The sequence below is a fragment of the Neisseria sicca 4320 genome (assembly GCF_000193735.1).
Lineage (GTDB): Bacteria > Pseudomonadota > Gammaproteobacteria > Burkholderiales > Neisseriaceae > Neisseria > Neisseria sicca_E.
The window spans coordinates 1-20247 of record NZ_AEPF01000124.1; the positions used below are offsets into that span (position 1 = coordinate 1).

A 20247-nucleotide genomic window follows, 5' to 3' on the forward strand; every position below is an offset into this window, starting at 1 on the left:
TTTCAGATTTGCTTTATCCTATAAAAACCGTATTCAGTAAACAACTTTTATCGCTGACTCAGAAAAGCAAAAATTATGCGCAATAAAGGAATCATTTAAAACTTTTCTATAGCATTCGTTACCTAAAGATTCCGTTCTTCTCAAAACCATCCATCATGAAAAAATAAAAAGCACGGTAATCAACCGTGCTTTTTGTAAAGAAAAATTGCTTATTTGTTTTTGTGCGAACGAAGATAATCCAAGGTTTTGAGCTGGGCAATCGCCGCGGCCAAGGCTTTATGCGCTTCAGCCAACGATTTATCGTCTTTCGCTTGAGAAATGCCGGTTTCCGCCGCTTTCTTGGCAGCTTCCGCACGCGCACGATCCATCTCGGAACTGCGTACGGCAACATCTGCCAACACAGTAAGTTGGTTGGGCTGCACTTCCAGCACACCGCCGGAAACGGCAACAAGCACTTCTTCGGCTTCACCCGGAACGGTCAAACGCAAAGCTCCGGGACGTACCAAACTCATAATCGGCTCGTGTCGCGGATAAATACCGAGCTCACCTTGAATAGTCGGAACCACTACAAAACTGGCTTCGCCTGAATAGATGTTCTGCTCGCTACTTACCACTTCAACTCGCATGACGCTCATGCCGACCTCCTTAGTTTAAGGTTTTCGCTTTCTCGACCGCTTCTTCGATACCGCCTACCATGTAGAAAGCTTGTTCAGGCAGATGGTCGTATTCACCGTTCAAGATAGCTTTAAAGCCGGCAATGGTGTCACGCAGCGATACATATTTGCCGGGAGAGCCGGTAAATACTTCGGCAACGTGGAACGGTTGCGACAGGAAGCGTTGGATCTTACGCGCGCGCATCACGGTCAGTTTATCTTCATCTGACAATTCGTCCATACCGAGAATGGCGATAATATCGCGCAATTCTTTGTATTTTTGCAGAGTAGATTGTACGCCGCGGGCTACGTCATAGTGCTCTTGACCCAATACCATCGGATCCAGCTGGCGTGAAGTAGAGTCAAGCGGGTCAACCGCAGGGTAAATACCCAAAGATGCAATATCACGGCTCAATACGACGGTAGCGTCCAAGTGGGCAAATGTTGTTGCAGGAGACGGGTCAGTCAAGTCATCCGCAGGTACATATACGGCTTGGATAGAAGTAATGGAGCCTGTTTGAGTAGAGGTAATACGCTCTTGCAGACGACCCATTTCTTCAGCCAATGTCGGTTGGTAACCTACTGCTGAAGGCATACGACCGAGCAATGCGGATACTTCTGTACCGGCCAGAGTGTAACGGTAAATGTTGTCCACGAAAAACAATACGTCGCGACCTTTGCCGCTTTCGTCTTTTTCATCACGGAAGTATTCGGCCATAGTCAAACCGGTCAAGGCTACACGCAGACGGTTACCCGGAGGTTCGTTCATCTGACCGTAAACCATGGCCACTTTGTCCAATACGTTGGAATCTTTCATCTCATGGTAGAAGTCATTACCTTCGCGGGTACGTTCCCCCACGCCGGCGAACACGGACAAACCGCTATGCGCTTTGGCGATGTTGTTAATCAATTCCATCATGTTTACGGTTTTACCTACGCCGGCACCACCGAACAGACCTACTTTACCGCCTTTGGCAAACGGGCACAGCAAGTCAATCACTTTAATGCCTGTTTCCAGCAGCTCGGTAGTAGCAGACAACTCATCGAATTTCGGGGCTGTCTGATGGATGGCACGGTGTTTGTCGGTATCAATCGGACCTGCTTCATCAACAGGCGTACCCAACACATCGACAATACGTCCCAAAGTACCTTTACCTACCGGTACAGTAATCGGCGCATCTGTATTGCTTACAGTCATGCCGCGTTTCAGACCGTCCGAACTACCCATTGCAATAGTACGAACCACGCCGTCGCCCAGAAGCTGTTGTACTTCCAAAGTCAGGCCGTTTGCATCCAATTTCAGGGCGTCGTAAACATGCGGAATGGTATCGCGCGGAAACTCCACGTCAACTACCGCACCAATAATTTGTACGATTTTGCCTTGGCTCATTATCGTATCCTAATTTCCTGTTCAGGTTTCAGACGACATTAAACTGCCGCTGCACCTGCTACAATTTCTGACAATTCCGTGGTAATCGCAGCTTGACGCGATTTGTTATATACCAAACGCAACTCTTTAATGGCATTGCCTGCATTGTCGGTGGCCGCTTTCATCGCCACCATACGCGCAGCTTGCTCTGATGCCATATTGTCACTCAATGCTTGATAAACCACAGACTCTAAATAGCGGCGAACCAGATATTCCAACACAGCGATAGGACTTGGTTCATAACGATATTCCCAACTGAATGAAAAATAGTTATTCTCGTCTTCTATCACATTTTCGCCGATCGGCAGCAGAACCTCCAACCGTGGCTCTTGACGCATGGTATTAACAAAACGCGAATATACCAAATGTATTTTATCTAACTCATGCTTCTCGTAACGTTGGAAGATTTCAGTCATTGGACCAAGCAGCAATTCCATTTTTGGGGTATCCCCCAAATTAATCGCACTGGCAATAACGTTCAAACCGATGCTTTGACAAGCTGCCAAGCCTTTACTACCTAAACAGACAACATCAACTTCAATGCCCTGCTCTTGGTATTCATGGACTTGCGCTAAAAATTTCTTCAAAACATTCGCGTTCAAACCACCGGCAAGACCTTTATCAGAGGTGATTAAAATGAAACCCACCCGACGTGTTTCACGATGAGGTGCCAATAATTTAATACCATGATCTTCATTGGTTTGCGCCAAATGACTCATAACTGTCCGCACTTTTTCGGCATACGGACGCGCTAAGCGCATCCGCTCCTGAGTCTTCCGCATTTTAGAGGTTGACACCATTTGCATCGCTTTAGTGATCTTTTGGGTGTTTTGAACACTACGGATTTTGGTGAGAATCTCTTTTCCGACTGCCATTTCAGACTCCTTTCATTTCAGCTTTTAAGCTTGGTAAGCATAAGAAGATTTGAAAGAATTCATGGCTTCAGTCAATATTTTTTCACTTTCGTCGGACATTGCACCTGATGCATTGATTGCTTCTAAAACACCAGGATGTTGAGTACGTACAAAGCTCAAAAATTCCGCTTCAAAAGCCAATGCCTTGGATACTGGTACATCTTCGTAAGAACCATTATTAATAGCCCACAAAGTCAAAGACATTTCGGCCGTATCCAAAGTGCTGAATTGTTTTTGTTTCATCAATTCAGTAACCACTTCACCGTGTTGCAGCTGTTTGCGTGTAGCTTCATCCAAATCAGAAGCAAATTGCGAGAAGGCTGCCAACTCACGATATTGGGCAAGTGCCAAACGGATACCGCCACCCAGTTTTTTAATTACTTTGGTTTGCGCTGCACCACCTACACGCGATACCGAAATACCAGCATTAATTGCAGGACGGATACCAGCGTTAAACAAGTCAGTTTCCAAGAAAATTTGACCGTCGGTAATCGAAATTACGTTTGTCGGTACGAATGCAGATACGTCGCCGGCTTGCGTTTCAATAATCGGCAATGCAGTCAAAGAGCCTGTTTTGCCCTTCACTTCGCCATTAGTCAGTTTTTCAACCTCGTGTTCATTTACACGGGCAGCACGTTCCAACAAGCGGGAGTGCAGATAGAAAACGTCGCCGGGATATGCTTCGCGTCCGGGTGGGCGGCGCAGCAACAGGGAAATTTGACGGTAAGCAACAGCTTGTTTGGACAAATCATCATATACAATCAATGCGTCTTCACCGCGGTCACGGAAGAACTCGCCCATAGTACAACCTGCATAAGGTGCGATATATTGCAGAGCCGCAGCTTCAGAAGCAGTCGCAGCAACCACAATCGTGTGTTCCATTGCACCATGCTCTTCCAATTTGCGTACTACGTTAGCAATAGAAGATGCTTTTTGACCGATTGCAACATAAATGCAGGTAACGCCTGTACCTTTTTGGTTGACAATAGCATCTAATGCTACGGCTGTTTTACCTGTTTGACGGTCACCAATGATCAGCTCACGTTGACCGCGACCAATCGGAACCATTGAGTCAATGGCCTTCAGACCAGTCTGCATAGGCTGGTCAACCGATTTACGGGCAATCACACCTGGTGCAATTTTTTCAATGGGTGCAGTAGAAGATGTGTTGATCGGACCTTTGCCATCAATCGGACGACCCAACGCATCCACCACGCGACCAACCAACTCACGACCGACAGGGACTTCCAAAATACGGCCGGTACAAGTAACTGTGTCGCCTTCTTTAATATGTTCGTATTCACCCAACACCACAGCGCCGACGGAGTCACGCTCCAAGTTCATCGCCAAACCGAAAGTGTTACCCGGGAATTCGAGCATCTCACCTTGCATTGCGTCTGACAAGCCATGAATACGAACAATACCGTCTGTTACAGAAATAACCGTACCACGGGTACGCACTTCTGTATTTCCAGACAGATTTTCAATTTTAGCTTTAATCAAATCGCTAATTTCAGCAGGATTAAGCTGCATGAAAACTCTCCTAATTTGTCATAGTCGCATACAGGGCATTCAATTTACCCTGCACCGACAAATCCAAGACCTGGTCACCCACTTCAACTTTGACACCGCCAATTAACTCAGGCGCAACTTCAGTTGTAATTTGCAACTTACTGTCAAAGCGTTTTTTCAATATTTCAGCCAACTCAGCCAGTTGATCTTCAGTCAATGGATAAGCGCTGTAAATTACAGCGGACTTAGTATGATTGAATGACAAGGTTAAAGCTTGATATTGAGCATAGACTTCAGGCAATACAGGCAAACGTTTTTGCTCTGCCAAAACAGTAATGAAATTTTTCAATTCATCACTTTTTAACTCAACGAGTTCGGCAAGCACATTTACCTTTTCAGAAGTATTTGTTTCAGGTCGCTCAATCAAAGAAATGACTTTCTCATTTTGAACAACTGCGGCTAATTCTTCCAATCCGCCCAACCAAGACTCAATTTGGTTTTTTTCCTGCGCCAGATTAAATAATGCTTTCGCATAAGGTCTGGCAATCGTTGCGAACTCAGCCATAAGATTACAGCTCCTGTTTTAAAGCACTGAGCAACTGCGCATGCTTGGAAGTATCCACTTCACTGCGCAAAATAGACTCGGCACCTTTAACCGCCAACGCAGCAACTTGTTCGCGCAAAACTTCGCGTGCAAGATTCATTTCTTGCTGGGCATCGGCTTTAGCTTGTGCTGTAATCCGCCCCGCCTCGACAGAAGCTTGTTCTTTCGCTTCTTCTACGATTTTGGCGGCACGTTTTTCGGCGTTAGCTACCATTTCGGAAACTTGGTTACGCCCTTCAGCCAAGAGTTCTGCAACTTTCTTCTCTGCCTGTTCAAAATCGCTCTTACCGCGCTCGGCAGCAGCCAAGCCTTCGGCAATTTTTGCGGCACGCTCATCCAATGCTTTTGCGATCGGCGGCCACACAAATTTCATGGTAAACCAAACCAAACCGAAAAAGACGATGATTTGAGCGAATAAGGTTGCATTAATATTCACGTTAGTTAACCTTCGTACTAGTGTTAATCAAACAGACCGAAGCCTGTACCTAGACGGATCACACCGTTTGATTATGCACCTGCAAACGGGTTAACGAAGGCGAACAACAGCGCGATAGCCACACCAATCAGGAACGCAGCATCAATCAGGCCGGCAATCAGGAACAATTTAGTTTGCAGTGGACCAATCAATTCAGGCTGGCGCGCAGAAGATTCCAAATATTTAGAACCGACCATTGCGATACCGATGGAGGCACCCAATGCACCCAATGCAACGATCAAACCACATGCAATAGCAATCAAACCCATTTTAAACTCCTTAAGAAAACAAAGGTTAAACCACAAATAAAGATAAAACTACCTAGAAAATTTAGTGGGCATCATGAGCTTGTCCAATATAGACAAACGCCAAGGCCATAAAGATAAATGCCTGTAGGGTAATCACCAAAATATGGAAAATCGCCCATGCCAATCCGGCAAGAATGTGAAAACCAAACAGAATAGGATCCAGCACTTCAACGCTTCCAGATGTCGCCCAAGCACCACCTAGTAAAGCAATCAGAAGGAACACCAGTTCGCCGGCATACATATTGCCGAACAACCGCATTCCATGAGAAACGGTTTTAGAGACGAATTCAACTAGATTTAAAAAGAAGTTTATGGGAGCAAGTATGGCACCAAAAGGGGCAGTAAACAATTCATGAACCCAACCACCGACACCTTTAATTTTAATATTATAATAAATACAAATTAGCAATACACCGATGGACAACGCCAAAGTGGTATTCAAATCTGCGGTCGGCACAATTCGCAACAATGCATGATGGTTACCGGTAGCGTTTTGCCACAGCCACGGTAGCAGATCTACCGGCAACATATCCATGGCATTCATTAGGAAAATCCATACAAACAGCGTTAAACCTAATGGAGCAATGGCTTTTCGGGATTGTTCATTGTGAATAATGCTTTTGCACATATTATCCACAAACTCAAATAGAATCTCGACAGCAGCCTGAAAACGTCCGGGAACGCCCGCCGTGGCCTTCTTAGCACCACGCCAAAGCAGGAAACTTCCGATTACGCCTAACAAAACAGCAAAAAAAATCGCATCAAGATTGATAAACGAAAAATCGGCAATATTTTTCAGGCCTTGGCCTTGGGCAACATCCGACAGACTGGTCAAGCTTTGCAAATGGTGCTTGATGTAGTCGGCAGCGGTTATTGTTTCACCTGCCATAATGCTTTACTCTCAACAATACTAAAAAAACCAAATGACTGACACTGAGCAATCCGAACAAGAACGGAAGGAATATTAAAGACTGATGCCAAACCATGAATACGGCAAGCATCATCACCAGCGACAGCACTACTTTTAAAACTTCCCCAATAATGAACGCTTTACCATGATACAAAGGGTTGCACTTGGAAAGTTTTAAAACTAAAACTGCAATAGAAGACGGAGCTAAATAACAAATCCCGCCTACGACAGATGACCAAAATCCATTCACACCCGCAAAAACTGCACTTAATGCAGAGATAATGAATAAAACAACAGCTTGATAAACTAAAATCTGATTCATGCAAAATAGAAGCTACAACGAAATGACCAATCAGCGATACTAGAATATAATGAAGAAGCCTATACACGTCAAGGGATAGTTAATCTTTGTCAAATAATAACTCCTACCACATTCCTAACTTCTACACTACAATTTTCAATCATATCACAAATTACATTAAATTACAGCCATTGCCCAGTAATTTTATTTCAATAAAAAAGTCATCTGAAAACCGTAGAATAAGTTTTCAGATGGCCTTAATTCTAAATTTTCTGCACAACCTAATTTACATCTGATAATCAATGCCCAATTGTTTCAGTAAATACTCAAATGTTTCCGGCGTATCGAAGTGGAGGACGATTTTGCCTTTTTTGTGATTGGTGGTTTTGACTTCTGCGTTAACGCCCAGTCTTTCGGTCAAAACGTCGTTCAGACGACGTATGTCGGGGCTGATGGTTTTTTTGATTTCCTGTTTTGCCTGATGGGCGATTTGGCTGCGGCGTTCGACTTCGCGTACCGACCAACCATTTTTCACAGCCTTTTGCGCCAATTCTAGCTGCTCGACCACAGGCAGGGTCAGCAGGGCGCGGGCGTGTCCCATCTCAAGATGGCGGTGGTAGAGCATTTCTTGGACAGGCTCGGGCAGGCTCAACAGGCGCAGGCTGTTGGAAATCGCGCTGCGGCTTTTGCCGACTGCCTTGGCGATGGTTTCGTGAGTCAGCCCGAACTCGTCGGCAAGGCGTTTCAAACCTTGCGCTTCTTCAATCGGGTTTAAATTTTCGCGTTGCAGGTTTTCAATCAAACCCATTGCCAGCGCAGTTTCGTCGCTGATGGTTTTGATGACGACCGGAATCTCGGTCAGTCCGGCAAGCTGGGATGCGCGCCAGCGGCGTTCGCCGGCGATCAGTTCGTATTGGGAAAGGCCGTGTTCGCGCACGATGACCGGCTGGATAACGCCTTGCGCTTTAATCGAATCCGCCAGCTCCTGCAAGGCTTCGTCGTCCATCTGAACCCGCGCCTGATAGCGGCCGGGCTGGATGTCGTTGATGGCGACGGTAGTCAGGCGGTCGCTGCTGCTGTTGTCCACGCCGTTGGAAATCAGGGAATCTAAACCGCGGCCCAAACCGCCTTTTGCTTTTGCCATATTGAATCCTTTTCAGACGACCTTCCATAAAGCGCGTATTCTAGCGGATATTCGCAGCTGGCGACAATTCATATCACATCGTCTGTATTTATCAGACCGTATATTTTCAGCTAAAATCCAGCCTTCTATTTTTTATCGAACCACTCGTCAGTCAATGCTTTATTCTTTTCTTATCGATATGTGGGATATTTTGCGCCTGCGCTACAAGAATCCTGCTGATTATTTCTATACACTGCCCGTTATTTTGGCGATTTTGCTGCTGTTGGGCATGATTAATGCGGCAGATATGTCGCTCTTGCTCGGGGTCAGCACTGCCGCTGTCGTCTTTGCCGTGTTGGTTACCGTCATAAGGTGGCTGATTTTGAGCCGTGTAATGCGTTATGTTTTGAGTAGAAACGGCGCGCCGCGCCTGCCTTTATGGGGATTCATCTTGGTATCGGAAGCTTTGATGATTCCTACTTTGTTGGTATTTTATATACCGCAAAGTACGCCGCTTCTGATGTTTTGGAAGACCTGGGCTTTTTGGGTTCAGGCTGTCGGTTTGATGAAAATAGGACAGGTCAAAGTTTGGACAGTACTTAAAGGCTATTTTTTATCTTTCTGCTGCTTTGTCGTAATCTCAGGAATTTTGCTGAATCTGTTTACGCTGGCGGGCTGGTTGGATAAGGCAACGCTGATGCAGAATTTAGAGGCATTAATGACTTACATGGAGCAAGCAAGATAAAGAAAGTGTCATCTGACCCAAAACTGCACCCGAAAAGTTGGGCACACCCCCTCCAACCACCAAGGTGCAGTTTTTTATGATTAAATATACATTACGAGACCTCTGCAATAACATAGGTTACTAAAACTTTATACTCAATCTCATTTTCAAAATGCAAAACTTTTCTGATTTTTCCTATTTTTTACTTAATATTAGGAAAGTTTTAGGCAATTGAAAATTTCTGGCGCATTTTTATGCGTCAAATTTCGTTAACAGGCTATTTTTGCAAAGGTCTCAGACGGAGCTTCTCGAAGAACTGTGGCTGCATACGCGCAGTGGTTGCCTACCTAAAGGCGTTAAACGCCCTCAATCAAAAGCAGACCGCAAAGGAAAAAGCCAAACCGACCGTGCACTAAGGGCGCCACACCCGCTCAAATACCTACTGCACATCGCACATTTGACCAAAAGCAACTTTGTACTGCCACTATCAAGACCGGCCCGAACCCGACAAAGCCCTATCGCCGAAATCTATGTACAGCATAAAGGGCACTACGGACACAAAGGTGCATTGCCGCAATATTAGGTTGGAACCGCAAAAAAGTAGCACGAATGATGAAATAAATAGATGATTGTATGGACTACTACAACCAAGAATGGCACAGATTGACATTGATAAAGCTGAGATAAAGCTGAGTTCTGTCGCATGCAGAACTCAGCTTGCACATGGCGTCTGAATAAGCTTTTATTTTATAGGTATCCAATATTTGGAGACCGATTTAAAACTGAAATTATTTTTCAGACGACTTTTCTACTTTTGAGACAGTTAGAAAACTGCCTGCAATACCAAATAAGAGATCACGGACAACACCGCAGCTGCGGGCAATGTAATCACCCAAGCCAAACCAATCGGTTTCATCAGTTTCCAGTTGGCATTGCGATTAACCAAACCGATACCTAAAACCGCGCCAACCAAAATATGGGTGCTCGATACTGGCAAACCCATGAGAGATGCTGCCATAACGACGGCTGCAGCAGAAAGTTCGGCAGCAAAACCGGAAGCAGGGTGCATTTCCGCCAAGCTGGTTCCGACGGTTTTGATAACCTCTTTACCGACAAACCATAATCCGACAATCAGTGCGATGCCGAATGTCAGCATAGCGATAGGCGGGACAGCGTTTTGCGCGGTAATACTGTTAGTACGCAATGCATCCATAATGGCGGCAAACGGCCCGATGGCGTTGGCAATATCGTTCGCTCCATGGCTGAATGCAAAACCGCAGGCAGTGAAGACCTGCATCCAAGAAAATATTTGAAAAGTAGATTTATCAAGATCTTTGCGCTTAATGCTTTTGGCAAATACAAACGTCGCCATCCAAATTGCCGCGCCGACCATAAAGATAATCAGGAAACTGTTGACATTACTCATACCCAAATGCAGATTGTTCAATCCTTTGAAAATCAGCATCGCTGCAATCATCATACCGCCTATCGAGCCGATAAAGGGAACCCACGAATGAAGTGCTTTATAGGAATCAATATCGTTTTTGCGATTATCCAATTCATATAACCCGCGATAATAGTCGGACTGTAATTCCGAAGGTTCAAAATCAGGTTCGTCGTAAATCTGCGCATCGTGTGCTACCTTGGTAGCGTATTCGACTTTTTCAGTTTCGCTCAGAGCTTCAAAGAAAAGACGATGTTGCTCTTTGTATGCTTTCTTTTCCTGTTTGATGGTTTTGAGGGTTCCTTCCGCCCAATCATTGTAATCTAATACATTTTTCTTAATACGGGAAAAAACGAGGTAGGAAACCAACCCGCCCAACATTGGCGACAGTACCCATGAAAGGGCAATCTCTCCAAGCTTGCCCCATTGGATAAGCGTACCCGCATCAATTTTATGCATAAACGCCATACACAAAGCACTACCGACAATACCACCGATAATGGCGTGGGTAGTCGACACCGGCAGTCCCTTGCGAGAAGCGAACAAAAGCCATAATGCCGCTGCCAAAAGCGCGGACATCATAATGAAGACGAATTGCATGGGTTGCAAATCCAACCCGTTTAAATCTACGATACCTTTACGAATGGTATCTGTAACCTCACCGCCCGCGATAACGGCTCCGCTGACTTCAAATACAGCGGCAATCAAGAGTGCCTGCGGAATGGTCAGCGTACCGGATCCGACACTGGTTCCGAACGAGTTGGCAATATCGTTGCCACCGACGTTAAATGCCATAAATACGCCGAACATCGTAGCAATGATGAAAAGTATAGGATTGTTGTAATGGGTATACCCCAGACCCCAATAAATAAAATAGCCGACCATGCCTACCAGCATAGCGGCAAAAGCGGCGTTAATAAGCTTCAAGTTCGCACTCGGTTGAGTTTGAGCCATGGAAGTTTTCCTTTGGAAATACGAAAGTTGGCAGATCGGAATCGTCTAATTGTAACCTTTTTACAATCTTTCTTGAAATATTTCTTTATCGCCTCCACTCCTGAATCCGAATAAAACCTGAAACAGCGTTACAATGTTTCTTTTTGCCTACTTCAAATTCACAATTTTATGGATATCCGAAACTATATCGGCATTATGTCCGGCACCAGTATGGATGGTGCGGACGCAGTTTTAATCCGCATGGAAGGCGGTCGATGGCTGGAAGCTGTTTCCCACGCATTCATTCCCTATTCAGACGACCTTAGGCATGAATTGCTGGATTTGCAAAATATCGGTAAAAACGAACTGCACCGCAGTATGCTGCTATCTCAAAAAATAAGCCGTCTTTACGCAGATACGGTTTCTTTACTGCTAAAACAAACCGACCTGCAAGCCCACGATATTGCCGCCGTTGGCTGCCACGGACAGACTGTCCGCCATGTCCCCGAAGCAGGATACAGCATACAACTTACCGATTTAGCGCTTTTGGCACATCTGACCGGCATCTTTACCATCGGCGATTTCCGCAGCAGGGATTTAGCGGCAGGAGGACAAGGCGCACCTCTTGTCCCCGCATTCCATCAAGCTTTATTCCAAAGCGACTCTGAGACACGCGTTGTTTTGAATATCGGTGGCATTTCCAATATCAGCGTCCTACCAAATTCCTCTCCGGCATTCGGCTTTGACACCGGCCCGGGCAATATGCTGTCCGATGCATGGATGCAAGCTGTTTGGCAACGTCCTTATGACAAAGACGGCTTAATTGCGGCAACAGGAACCGTTTTACCCGATCTACTAACCCGCCTGCTTGACCACCCATATTTTTCTTCTCCATATCCCAAAAGCACCGGACGTGAATTATTTTCATTGGATTGGTTAAAAGGTCGCCTGAAAGGTGGTGAAAAACCGGAAGACATTTTGCGAACGTTACTCAGGTTTAGTGCCCAAACGATTTATAATGCGACCATCTCTGCCGCTCCTGATGTTTGCAATCTTTATATTTGCGGCGGTGGTATCCGTAATCCTGTTTTAATGGAATATTTGCACCAACTTTTTTCCCCTAACACGAAATTACATAGTACAGCAGCACTCAACCTTGATCCGCAATGGGTCGAAGCCGCTGCCTTCGGCTGGCTTGCCGCCTGTTGGATGAATAAAATTCCAAGCAGTCCACACCACGCGACAGGGGCAAAAAAATCCTGTATTTTGGGTGCAGGATACCGTCCTTAAATATGTCTCTCTAATTTTATTAGGCACTTTACTATCCCGTAGCAACCATAAGAAAACCGCTCTTCTCTATCTACATTTGAAATAAAGACAGAAATTAAATCGCTACAACAACAGATGGTTTAACCATAAAAAAAACGCACCTTATTGAAAGGTGCGTTTTAATTTCTACGATTTAGAATTTAGCGCCGGATTGGTTGGCCATATAATCAACCGCAGCTTTGACTTCATCATCGCTCAGGCTTGCGTTGCCGCCTTTTGCCGGCATAGTGTTGAAGCCTTCAATCGCGTGTTTATGCAGGGTATCTTTACCTTGTTTGATACGCGGAGCCCATTCGTCGTTTTTGCCTATGCCTGGAGCGCCTGGGATAGTACCGCCATGGCACATTTTACAGCTAGCCTCGTAAACAGCTTTGCCGTCTGCTTTAGCAGAAGAAACGTCTGCTTTCTCTACAGGTTTAACCTCAGCAGGCGCAGCCGCTTTGGCTTCAGTCGCTGAAGCAGCTTTTTCAGCTTGAGCCGGTGCGGAAGCAGATGAAGCGGCAGTAGTAGATGATGCAGCGCTAGAAGCAGGTGCCGGAGCAGGTTCAGCTTTTTTCACCGGTGCTTTGCCGTCTTTGTTAGACAGACCCCATACATACGCTGTCATGATGTGGAGTTTGTCTTTATCCAAGAAATGTCCCCAAGCAGGCATCTGGCTGTGTCGACCGTTGGTGATGGTTTCGATAATCGATTTTTGAGTACCGCCCCACAACCATACGTCGTCGGTCAGGTTCGGGCCCAATCCTTGGATACCTTGACCCTTATCGCCGTGACAAGTAAAGCAGTTTGCAGGAGGTCCGCTGAACAATGTTTTACCTCGGGCGGCGCGCTCTTCATCATATTGATCTTTAGATTTAGATAATGACATAACATAGTGGGCCACATCTTTTACGCGTTCTTCACCCAATGCAGGTCCCCATGCAGCCATCTGTGCCGTACGGCCTTTTTCAAGAGTTTCATGAATTTTCTCAGGTTCGCCGCCCCACAACCAATCGTTATCGGTCAGATTTGGGAAGCCTTTTGAACCTTTGGCGTCAGAACCGTGGCATTGGATACAGTAGGTATTGAAGAGATTTTGACCGATGGCACGAGCTTCAGGGTCTTTTGCCACTTGCTCAATCGGCATTTTGGCAAATTTAGCATAAACTTTACCGTAATCTTGATCGGCTTTAGCCATTTCTTGCTGGTATTGCCCTTTACTGCTCCATTTCCATAGGCCTTTGTAATCGCCTAAGCCCGGATACATAAGCAGGTAGCCGATTCCAAACAACCAAGTGCAGACATAGAGCCAAAACCACCAACGTGGCAACGGGTTGTTATATTCTTCAATACCGTCCCATTCATGGCCTGTCGTTTTGACTTCTTCGCCTTTGTTAGGACGCTTCACAACGTTTTGGGAAAGCAACAGCCATGCCAAGCCGATAAAGCTGAGCACGACAATGACTGTAATGTATATATTCCAGAAATTGCTGGTAAATTGGGATGTTGTGTTCATTCTTTTGCTCCGTGATCACGGACTAAACTGTTATCGCACGTCTTTTTCAGACGACTCTTTTTCATCATTTTCGAAAATACTGTTGGCAGCGTCATCGTAGTTCTTTTTATTACGTCGGTTGAAAACGATATAAAGTACTAAGATAAAGCTGATAAAAACCCAAACGGTAAAAAGCGAGCGTGCCCAGTTTGCGTCCATGATGTTACCTTACGTTTTTCAATGCCAAGCCTAAGCCTTGCAGGTATGCAATCACCGCATCCAGCTCTGATTTGTTTGCCAAAGCTTCAGACGCTTTGGCAATCTCATCATCGCTGTAAGGCGTACCGACTTTACGCAGGGCTTTCATATGCGCCACGGTTGCTTCGGCATCGACTTTATTGCGGGCAAGCCATGGGAAAGCGGGCATATTGGACTCTGGCACAACGTCGCGCGGATTCAGCAGGTGGATGCGGTGCCATTCGTCGGAATAGCGGCCGCCCACACGAGCCAAGTCCGGACCGGTACGTTTGGAACCCCATTGGAACGGATGGTCATAAACAGACTCACCGGCAACGGAGTAGTGACCGTAACGTTCGGTTTCTGCACGGAACGGACGAATCATTTGAGAGTGACAGTTGTAACAACCCTCGCGGATATAGATGTCGCGACCGGCCACTTGCAAAGCGTTATAAGGTTTCACACCTTCAATAGGCTGGGTTACAGCCTTGGAGAAGAACAGCGGCACGGCTTCAATCAACAGACCTACGCTGACTACAAGCAGGGTAAATACAATCAGGACGCCGACTTTTTCTTCAGCTAATTGTTGTAATTTCATTTTGGTAGCCTTTTCTTATGTTTTTAGTGGTGCTGGGTTTGAGACACCGCGGGAATCTCGGCGTCAACCGCTTTGCCACTGATGGCTGTACGGTAAACGTTGTATGCCATGATGCACATACCGCTCAGGTACAGCAGGCCGCCGGTAAAACGAATCATATAGTAAGGCATAGTACGCTTCACTGATTCTACGAAAGAGTAAGTCAAAGTACCGTCGTCATTCAAAGAACCCCACATCAGGCCTTGCAATACACCGGCAATCCACATCGCGGCTATATACAGAACCACACCGATAGTCGCGATCCAGAAGTGCGCTTCCACCAATTTGGTACTGTACATTTCATTTTTCCCGAACAGGCGGGGGATCATGTAGTACACGGAACCAATGGTCACGAAGCCTACCCAGCCCAAAGCGCCGGCATGAACGTGCGCGACAGTCCAGTCAGTATAGTGGCTCAAAGCATTGACGGTTTTGATGGACATCATCGGACCTTCGAAGGTAGACATACCGTAGAAGGACAGAGAGACGATCAAGAATTTCAAGATAGGATCTGTACGCAGTTTGTCCCATGCGCCGGACAAGGTCATGATACCGTTGATCATACCGCCCCAAGAAGGTGCGAACAGAATCAGGGACAACACCATACCCAAGGACTGGGTCCAGTCAGGCAGAGCGGTATAGTGCAAGTGGTGGGAACCTGCCCACATATAGGTAAAAATCAAAGCCCAGAAGTGGACGACGGACAGGCGGTAAGAATAAACCGGACGGCCTGCTTGTTTCGGTACGAAGTAGTACATCATACCCAAGAAGCCCGCAGTCAGGAAAAAGCCCACCGCGTTATGGCCGTACCACCATTGAACCATCGCATCAATCGCACCGGCGTAAACGGGGTAAGATTTCATCAGACCGGCAGGGATGCTGATGTTATTGACGATGTGCAACAGTGCGACAGCCAAGATGAAGCCGCCGTAGAACCAGTTGGCAACGTAGATGTGTTTGATTTTACGTTTGGCAATCGTACCGAAGAATACAATGGCGTAAGCAATCCAAACCAAAGCGATCAGGATATCGATAGGCCATTCCAATTCAGCATACTCTTTAGCTTGGGTATAACCCAAAGGCAGGCTGACGACTGCACCAACGATAACCGCCTGCCAGCCCCAGAAGGTAAATGCCGGCAGCCAACCGCCAAACAGGCGTGCATTACAGGTACGTTGAACAACGTAGTATGATGTACCCATCAGACCGCAACCGCCGAACGCAAAAATTACCGCGTTGGTGTGCAACGGACGCAGACGGCCGAAGTGGAACCAGGGGCCGACATCTGATAAATCAAGGGAAGGGGCGAACAATTGGGCGGCGACAATGACACCGACCAACATGCCCACAATACCCCAAACTACGGTCATGATGGCGAACTGGCGCACCACCTTGTAGTTATAAGTTTGTGTGTCCATGAGAGTCTCCATGAATTATGGGAATAAAAATTTTTTATCTTACTTTGCCGTATGCATTTTCAAAAAACGCAATAAGGGCTAGGTTTAAATTTTTCTAAATTTAACATATAAGACAAGCCTAGCCAAGCGGAATTACATTTCCCACCATATAACCGCACGATCGATTTTTTATATTTTTTAATTTATAATCATAGTTTTATTTTGAAACCCCTCCAATAGTATTATTTTATTTTTCAACTCATCCTTTTTAGTTTAGCCGCCTTTTGCATGAGACTTTATTGATATAAATTAAATTGCATAACACACTCTTTCATTCATAAAATTTAACAAATAAACCAATAGCAATGATTAATTACAAAATCACCCCCAACCCGCTCGCCCACGAGTGGCACATCCGCCTAACATTCCGACAAGAACATGATTTGGAAACAGAAATCAGCCTGCCGAACTGGGTTCCCGGCAGCTATCTGATACGCGATTTCTCGCGCCACATCACCACTATCCGCGCCTTTTGCAATGGCGAATATGCCCATCTGACCCAAGTCAAAAAAAACCGATGGCGCGCTGCCCCGCAGTCCGGCGAGTGGGAAATTTACTACACCGTTTACGCCTACGACTTGTCCGTCCGCGGCTCGTTTTTGACTGCCGAACGCGGGTTCTTTGACGGTGCATGCCTCTTTTTGCAGGTAAACGGACAAGAAAACAGCGCGCACCAAATCGAATTCCCCATCCTGCCAAAAACATGGCGGATTGCCACCACCCTACCCCAAACCGACATCCACAGCTTTCAGACGACCTCCTACCACGACTTAATCGACCACCCTGTCGAACTGGGCAACATCGAATTTCTCGATTTCGAAGCCGGCGGCATACCGCACCGCATCGCCTTAAGCGGCCACTATCCCGATTTCGACCGCGACCGCCTCGTGTCAGACATCCGCAAAATCTGCGAAACCGAACTGGCAATGTTCCCCTCCCCTGCCCCGTTCACGCATTACCTTTTCCTGCTCCACGTCGGCGACAACATCTACGGCGGACTTGAACATATCAGCAGCACCGCCCTGCTCGCCGACCGCCACAGCCTGCCGCCGCACGGCATGACCGAAGCCAACGACGCCTACACCCAACTGCTCGGACTGTTCTCACACGAATACTTCCACGCTTGGAACGTCAAATCCATCAAACCCGCTTCCTTCGCTCCCTACGACCTCGACCGCGAAAACTACACCGAGCAACTCTGGGCGTTTGAAGGCATCACTTCCTACTACGACGATCTCTTCCTCGCCCGCAGCCGCACCATCGCCCCCGAAGCCTACCTGCGCCTGCTCGCCCAAAGCATCACCCGCGTGCAGCAAACCAAAGGTCGTCTGAAACAAAGCCTAGCCGAATCCAGCTTCACCGCTTGGAACAAATTCTACAAACAAGACGAAAACAGCCCCAACGCCATCGTCAGCTACTACCAAAAAGGCGCACTCGCCGCCCTCTGCCTCGACCTTGCCATCCGCAGCAAAAGCAACGGGCGACACACCCTCGACAGCGTCATGCAGCAACACTACCGCGATTGGTTGGACACCCGTCAAGGCATCCCCGAAAAACAATGGCAAGCCCGTTGCCAAGCGTTTACCGGCCTAGACCTCAAAGACTTTTTTCAGACGACCCTCTATACCACCTCAGACCTACCCCTTGCCGAACTTCTCGCCACCATAGGCATCGGACTGCAATGGCAGGCACAACCGCGCGGACACGGCGGCGCGTTCCTGTCCGAACCGCCAATCGAAACGCCCGCCCCCGCCTCCGACTTCGGCGCAAGGTTCAAACAAAACAGCGACCACGCCACCCTGACCCACGTCTTCAACGGCGGCAGCGCGGAAAACGCCGCCCTCTGCCCGCAGGACAAAATCATCGCCGTCGACGGCTATGCCTGCACCGACCTTGCCGCACAGTGGGCACAACTTCCCATCGGCTACACCGCCCGCCTCCACTACTTCCGCACCGGCATCCTGTACGTCGCCGACATCACCGTCCAAGCCGCCGAAGCCGACACTGCCGTCCTCTACATCACCGACCGCGAATTATTTGAAAACTGGCTTTATAATGACCGAGCCTGATTTTCAGACGACCTCAAGTGCCGGATCGAGGTCGTCTGAAAACCACTTACAGAAAGGAAAACCCATGTCTATCCAAAAACTTGCCGATAATCTCTACATCGCCCCGCAGCTGACCGAAGCAGACGTACAAGAAGCCGCCAAACTCGGCATCCAAACCGTCATCTGCAACCGTCCCGACGGCGAAGAAGAAAACCAAGTTACATTCAAACAAGTCAAAAGCTGGCTTGAAGCCGCGGGTATCCGCGAACACCACCATCAGCCCGTCGTCGCACCCGCCATCAACGCCGCCGATGTCGCTGCTTTCCAAAATCTGCTCAAAAACGTTCCCCAACCCGTCCTCGCCTACTGCCGCACCGGTACCCGCTGCTCACTGCTCTGGGGCTATCATCAGGTACAAAACGGCGCGTCCGTCGCCGAAGTCGTCGCTGCGGCACAACAAGCAGGCGTCAATCTGAGCAACTTCGAAGTCCGCCTGCAAGACGTGCAACAAAACGGTCTGGCGTAACACGCTATCCGTTTACCCAAACGCAAAGGTCGTCTGAACAACCGTTTCAATGAAATGAAACTGGTTTCAGACGACCTTTTTTACTGTTCCATCAAACACATTCATGCCTATTCTACAAGCTTGAATCACGTTTTAATCATCTTCATAACAACCTGTGCTTCAAAGCAGGCAGTCTGGTGCGCACGCTTTGCAGCCTTGTAGCGTCCAAATCGGCAATGACGATGCCCTCGCCTTCGGGCAATACACCCAAGATTTCGCCCCACGGGTCGATAATCATACTATGGCCGAACGTGCGCCTGCCGCTTTTGTGTTCTCCGCCTTGCGCCGAAGCGATGACGTAGCATTGGTTTTCCACCGCGCGGGCGCGCAGCAGCAATTCCCAATGCGCCTTGCCTGTCGTGTAAGTGAAGGCGGCAGGCAGCAGTAAAACGTCAAACGGCTGCTGGGCGCGGAAAAACTCAGGAAAGCGCAAGTCGTAGCACACGCCTGCGGCAAGCGGCACGCTGTCGGCGGTCAATTTCGGTACATCGCCGCCCGCACTGATGGTGTCCGCCTCGGCATAGCGCTCGCCTAAGCCTGAGAAACCGAACAGGTGCATTTTGTGGTACAGCCCGATTTGCTTACCATCGCGGTCGTACACCAACATCGTGTTCATGACCTTGCCTTCGTCTGGGCTTTGCAGCGGAACCGTGCCGCCGAACAGCACCACGCCGCATTCCGCTGCCGTCTCGCTCAAGGTCGTCTGAAAACGAGTGCAGCGAGTTTCGCCAAAACGAGTGCAGCGACTTTCGCCAAAACGAGCGTAGCGGGTTTCGCTAAAATTACTACCGACTAAAGGTTCGGCAAAAGTCAGTTTGTCGGTATCCTTGCGCCCCATCAGCGGCCAGTATTCGGGCAGCAGCACCCAATCCGCGCCTTGTTCGGCTGCTTGGCGTACGAGGCGTTTCATGGTTTCGATGTTGGCATCGGGATTGGTGGAAGAAATCATTTGCACGGCGGCGGCGCGGATGTTTTTTTGCATATCAGTCCCTATCTGCGTGTTCAGACGGCCTGCCGACAGGTCGTCTGAACAAAGATTCACGGTATGTCCAAAGAAAATACCTGTACCCATTATCTGTGTAATTTGAAACAACGGCATAGGCTTGCTATTTGATACGGCAGTTCGCTTCTTTTTTGATAAGGCACACATCATTAGCCGTCATTTCCGTC

The 20247-nt window shown here is 47.6% G+C and carries 20 protein-coding genes; 4 read left to right on the plus strand and 16 right to left on the minus strand.

What is annotated here, in order from left to right:
- Positions 1-209: 209 nt before the first annotated feature.
- The 10 genes from NSCA4_RS0110725 to NSCA4_RS0110770 form a co-directional block, all read right to left on the minus strand.
- On the minus strand, positions 210-635 hold the full coding sequence (locus tag NSCA4_RS0110725; protein WP_016688122.1) for a F0F1 ATP synthase subunit epsilon: 426 nt from the start codon (positions 633-635) through the stop codon (positions 210-212).
- A 10-nt stretch (positions 636-645) separates the two neighbouring features.
- Complete coding sequence (atpD, locus tag NSCA4_RS0110730; protein WP_016688123.1) at positions 646-2043, minus strand: F0F1 ATP synthase subunit beta; 1398 nt, start codon at positions 2041-2043, stop codon at positions 646-648.
- A 38-nt stretch (positions 2044-2081) separates the two neighbouring features.
- Positions 2082-2957: a F0F1 ATP synthase subunit gamma gene (atpG, locus tag NSCA4_RS0110735; RefSeq protein WP_016688124.1), complete on the minus strand. Its 876-nt coding sequence runs from the start codon at positions 2955-2957 to the stop codon at positions 2082-2084.
- A gap of 24 nt (positions 2958-2981) precedes the next feature.
- Positions 2982-4529: a F0F1 ATP synthase subunit alpha gene (atpA, locus tag NSCA4_RS0110740; protein WP_016688125.1), complete on the minus strand. Its 1548-nt coding sequence runs from the start codon at positions 4527-4529 to the stop codon at positions 2982-2984.
- A gap of 10 nt (positions 4530-4539) precedes the next feature.
- A complete protein-coding gene (locus NSCA4_RS0110745) occupies positions 4540-5073 on the minus strand; it encodes a F0F1 ATP synthase subunit delta (RefSeq protein ID WP_003741657.1) in 534 nt (177 codons plus the stop codon).
- 4 nt (positions 5074-5077) lie between these two features.
- The gene (locus tag NSCA4_RS0110750) at positions 5078-5548 is read right to left on the minus strand and encodes a F0F1 ATP synthase subunit B (protein WP_016688126.1); all 471 of its coding nucleotides are present in this window, start codon (positions 5546-5548) and stop codon (positions 5078-5080) included.
- A gap of 71 nt (positions 5549-5619) precedes the next feature.
- Positions 5620-5856 carry a F0F1 ATP synthase subunit C gene (gene atpE / locus NSCA4_RS0110755; protein WP_002214801.1) on the minus strand — a complete coding sequence of 79 codons (237 nt, stop codon included), beginning with the start codon at positions 5854-5856 and terminating at the stop codon, positions 5620-5622.
- 61 nt (positions 5857-5917) lie between these two features.
- Entirely contained in the window at positions 5918-6784 is an 867-nt protein-coding gene (atpB, locus tag NSCA4_RS0110760) for a F0F1 ATP synthase subunit A (protein WP_016688127.1), read from the minus strand.
- Positions 6774-7127, minus strand: coding sequence for an ATP synthase subunit I (locus NSCA4_RS14185; RefSeq protein WP_029609736.1), 354 nt, complete (start codon positions 7125-7127; stop codon positions 6774-6776). Before NSCA4_RS14185 ends, atpB begins: the two co-directional genes overlap by 11 nt.
- Positions 7128-7392: 265 nt before the next feature.
- Positions 7393-8250, minus strand: a complete 858-nt coding sequence (locus NSCA4_RS0110770; protein ID WP_016688128.1) for a ParB/RepB/Spo0J family partition protein — start codon at positions 8248-8250, stop codon at positions 7393-7395.
- Between the two features lie 154 nt (positions 8251-8404).
- Between NSCA4_RS0110770 and NSCA4_RS0110775 the strand changes: the two genes are divergently transcribed.
- The gene (locus tag NSCA4_RS0110775) at positions 8405-8974 is read left to right on the plus strand and encodes a hypothetical protein (RefSeq protein WP_016688129.1); all 570 of its coding nucleotides are present in this window, start codon (positions 8405-8407) and stop codon (positions 8972-8974) included.
- An 802-nt stretch (positions 8975-9776) separates the two neighbouring features.
- Here the strand turns inward: NSCA4_RS0110775 and NSCA4_RS0110780 are convergent.
- Positions 9777-11351, minus strand: coding sequence for an inorganic phosphate transporter (locus NSCA4_RS0110780; protein ID WP_016688130.1), 1575 nt, complete (start codon positions 11349-11351; stop codon positions 9777-9779).
- A gap of 168 nt (positions 11352-11519) precedes the next feature.
- Here NSCA4_RS0110780 and NSCA4_RS0110785 point away from each other — a divergent pair, with 168 nt between their 5' ends.
- Positions 11520-12620, plus strand: coding sequence for an anhydro-N-acetylmuramic acid kinase (locus tag NSCA4_RS0110785; protein WP_016688131.1), 1101 nt, complete (start codon positions 11520-11522; stop codon positions 12618-12620).
- A 172-nt stretch (positions 12621-12792) separates the two neighbouring features.
- Here NSCA4_RS0110785 and ccoP read toward each other — a convergent pair whose 3' ends face one another.
- The 4 genes from ccoP to ccoN are packed head-to-tail and all read right to left on the minus strand — an operon-like array spanning position 12793 to position 16425.
- Positions 12793-14154, minus strand: coding sequence for a cytochrome-c oxidase, cbb3-type subunit III (ccoP, locus tag NSCA4_RS13165; protein ID WP_016688132.1), 1362 nt, complete (start codon positions 14152-14154; stop codon positions 12793-12795).
- Between the two features lie 30 nt (positions 14155-14184).
- The gene (locus NSCA4_RS0110795; protein WP_016688133.1) at positions 14185-14352 is read right to left on the minus strand and encodes a cbb3-type cytochrome oxidase subunit 3; all 168 of its coding nucleotides are present in this window, start codon (positions 14350-14352) and stop codon (positions 14185-14187) included.
- A 4-nt stretch (positions 14353-14356) separates the two neighbouring features.
- Positions 14357-14968 carry a cytochrome-c oxidase, cbb3-type subunit II gene (gene ccoO, locus NSCA4_RS0110800; protein WP_016688134.1) on the minus strand — a complete coding sequence of 204 codons (612 nt, stop codon included), beginning with the start codon at positions 14966-14968 and terminating at the stop codon, positions 14357-14359.
- Positions 14969-14991: 23 nt separating this feature from the next.
- The gene (gene ccoN / locus NSCA4_RS0110805) at positions 14992-16425 is read right to left on the minus strand and encodes a cytochrome-c oxidase, cbb3-type subunit I (protein WP_016688135.1); all 1434 of its coding nucleotides are present in this window, start codon (positions 16423-16425) and stop codon (positions 14992-14994) included.
- A gap of 344 nt (positions 16426-16769) precedes the next feature.
- On the opposite strand from ccoN, the gene NSCA4_RS0110810 reads away from it, so the two are divergent.
- On the plus strand, positions 16770-18533 hold the full coding sequence (locus NSCA4_RS0110810; RefSeq protein ID WP_016688136.1) for a M61 family metallopeptidase: 1764 nt from the start codon (positions 16770-16772) through the stop codon (positions 18531-18533).
- A gap of 64 nt (positions 18534-18597) precedes the next feature.
- A complete protein-coding gene (locus tag NSCA4_RS0110815) occupies positions 18598-19038 on the plus strand; it encodes a TIGR01244 family sulfur transferase (protein ID WP_016688137.1) in 441 nt (146 codons plus the stop codon).
- A gap of 142 nt (positions 19039-19180) precedes the next feature.
- On the opposite strand, the gene NSCA4_RS0110820 is transcribed toward NSCA4_RS0110815, so the two are convergent.
- Positions 19181-20059: a carbon-nitrogen hydrolase family protein gene (locus NSCA4_RS0110820; RefSeq protein ID WP_016688138.1), complete on the minus strand. Its 879-nt coding sequence runs from the start codon at positions 20057-20059 to the stop codon at positions 19181-19183.
- Positions 20060-20247 lie beyond the last annotated feature (188 nt).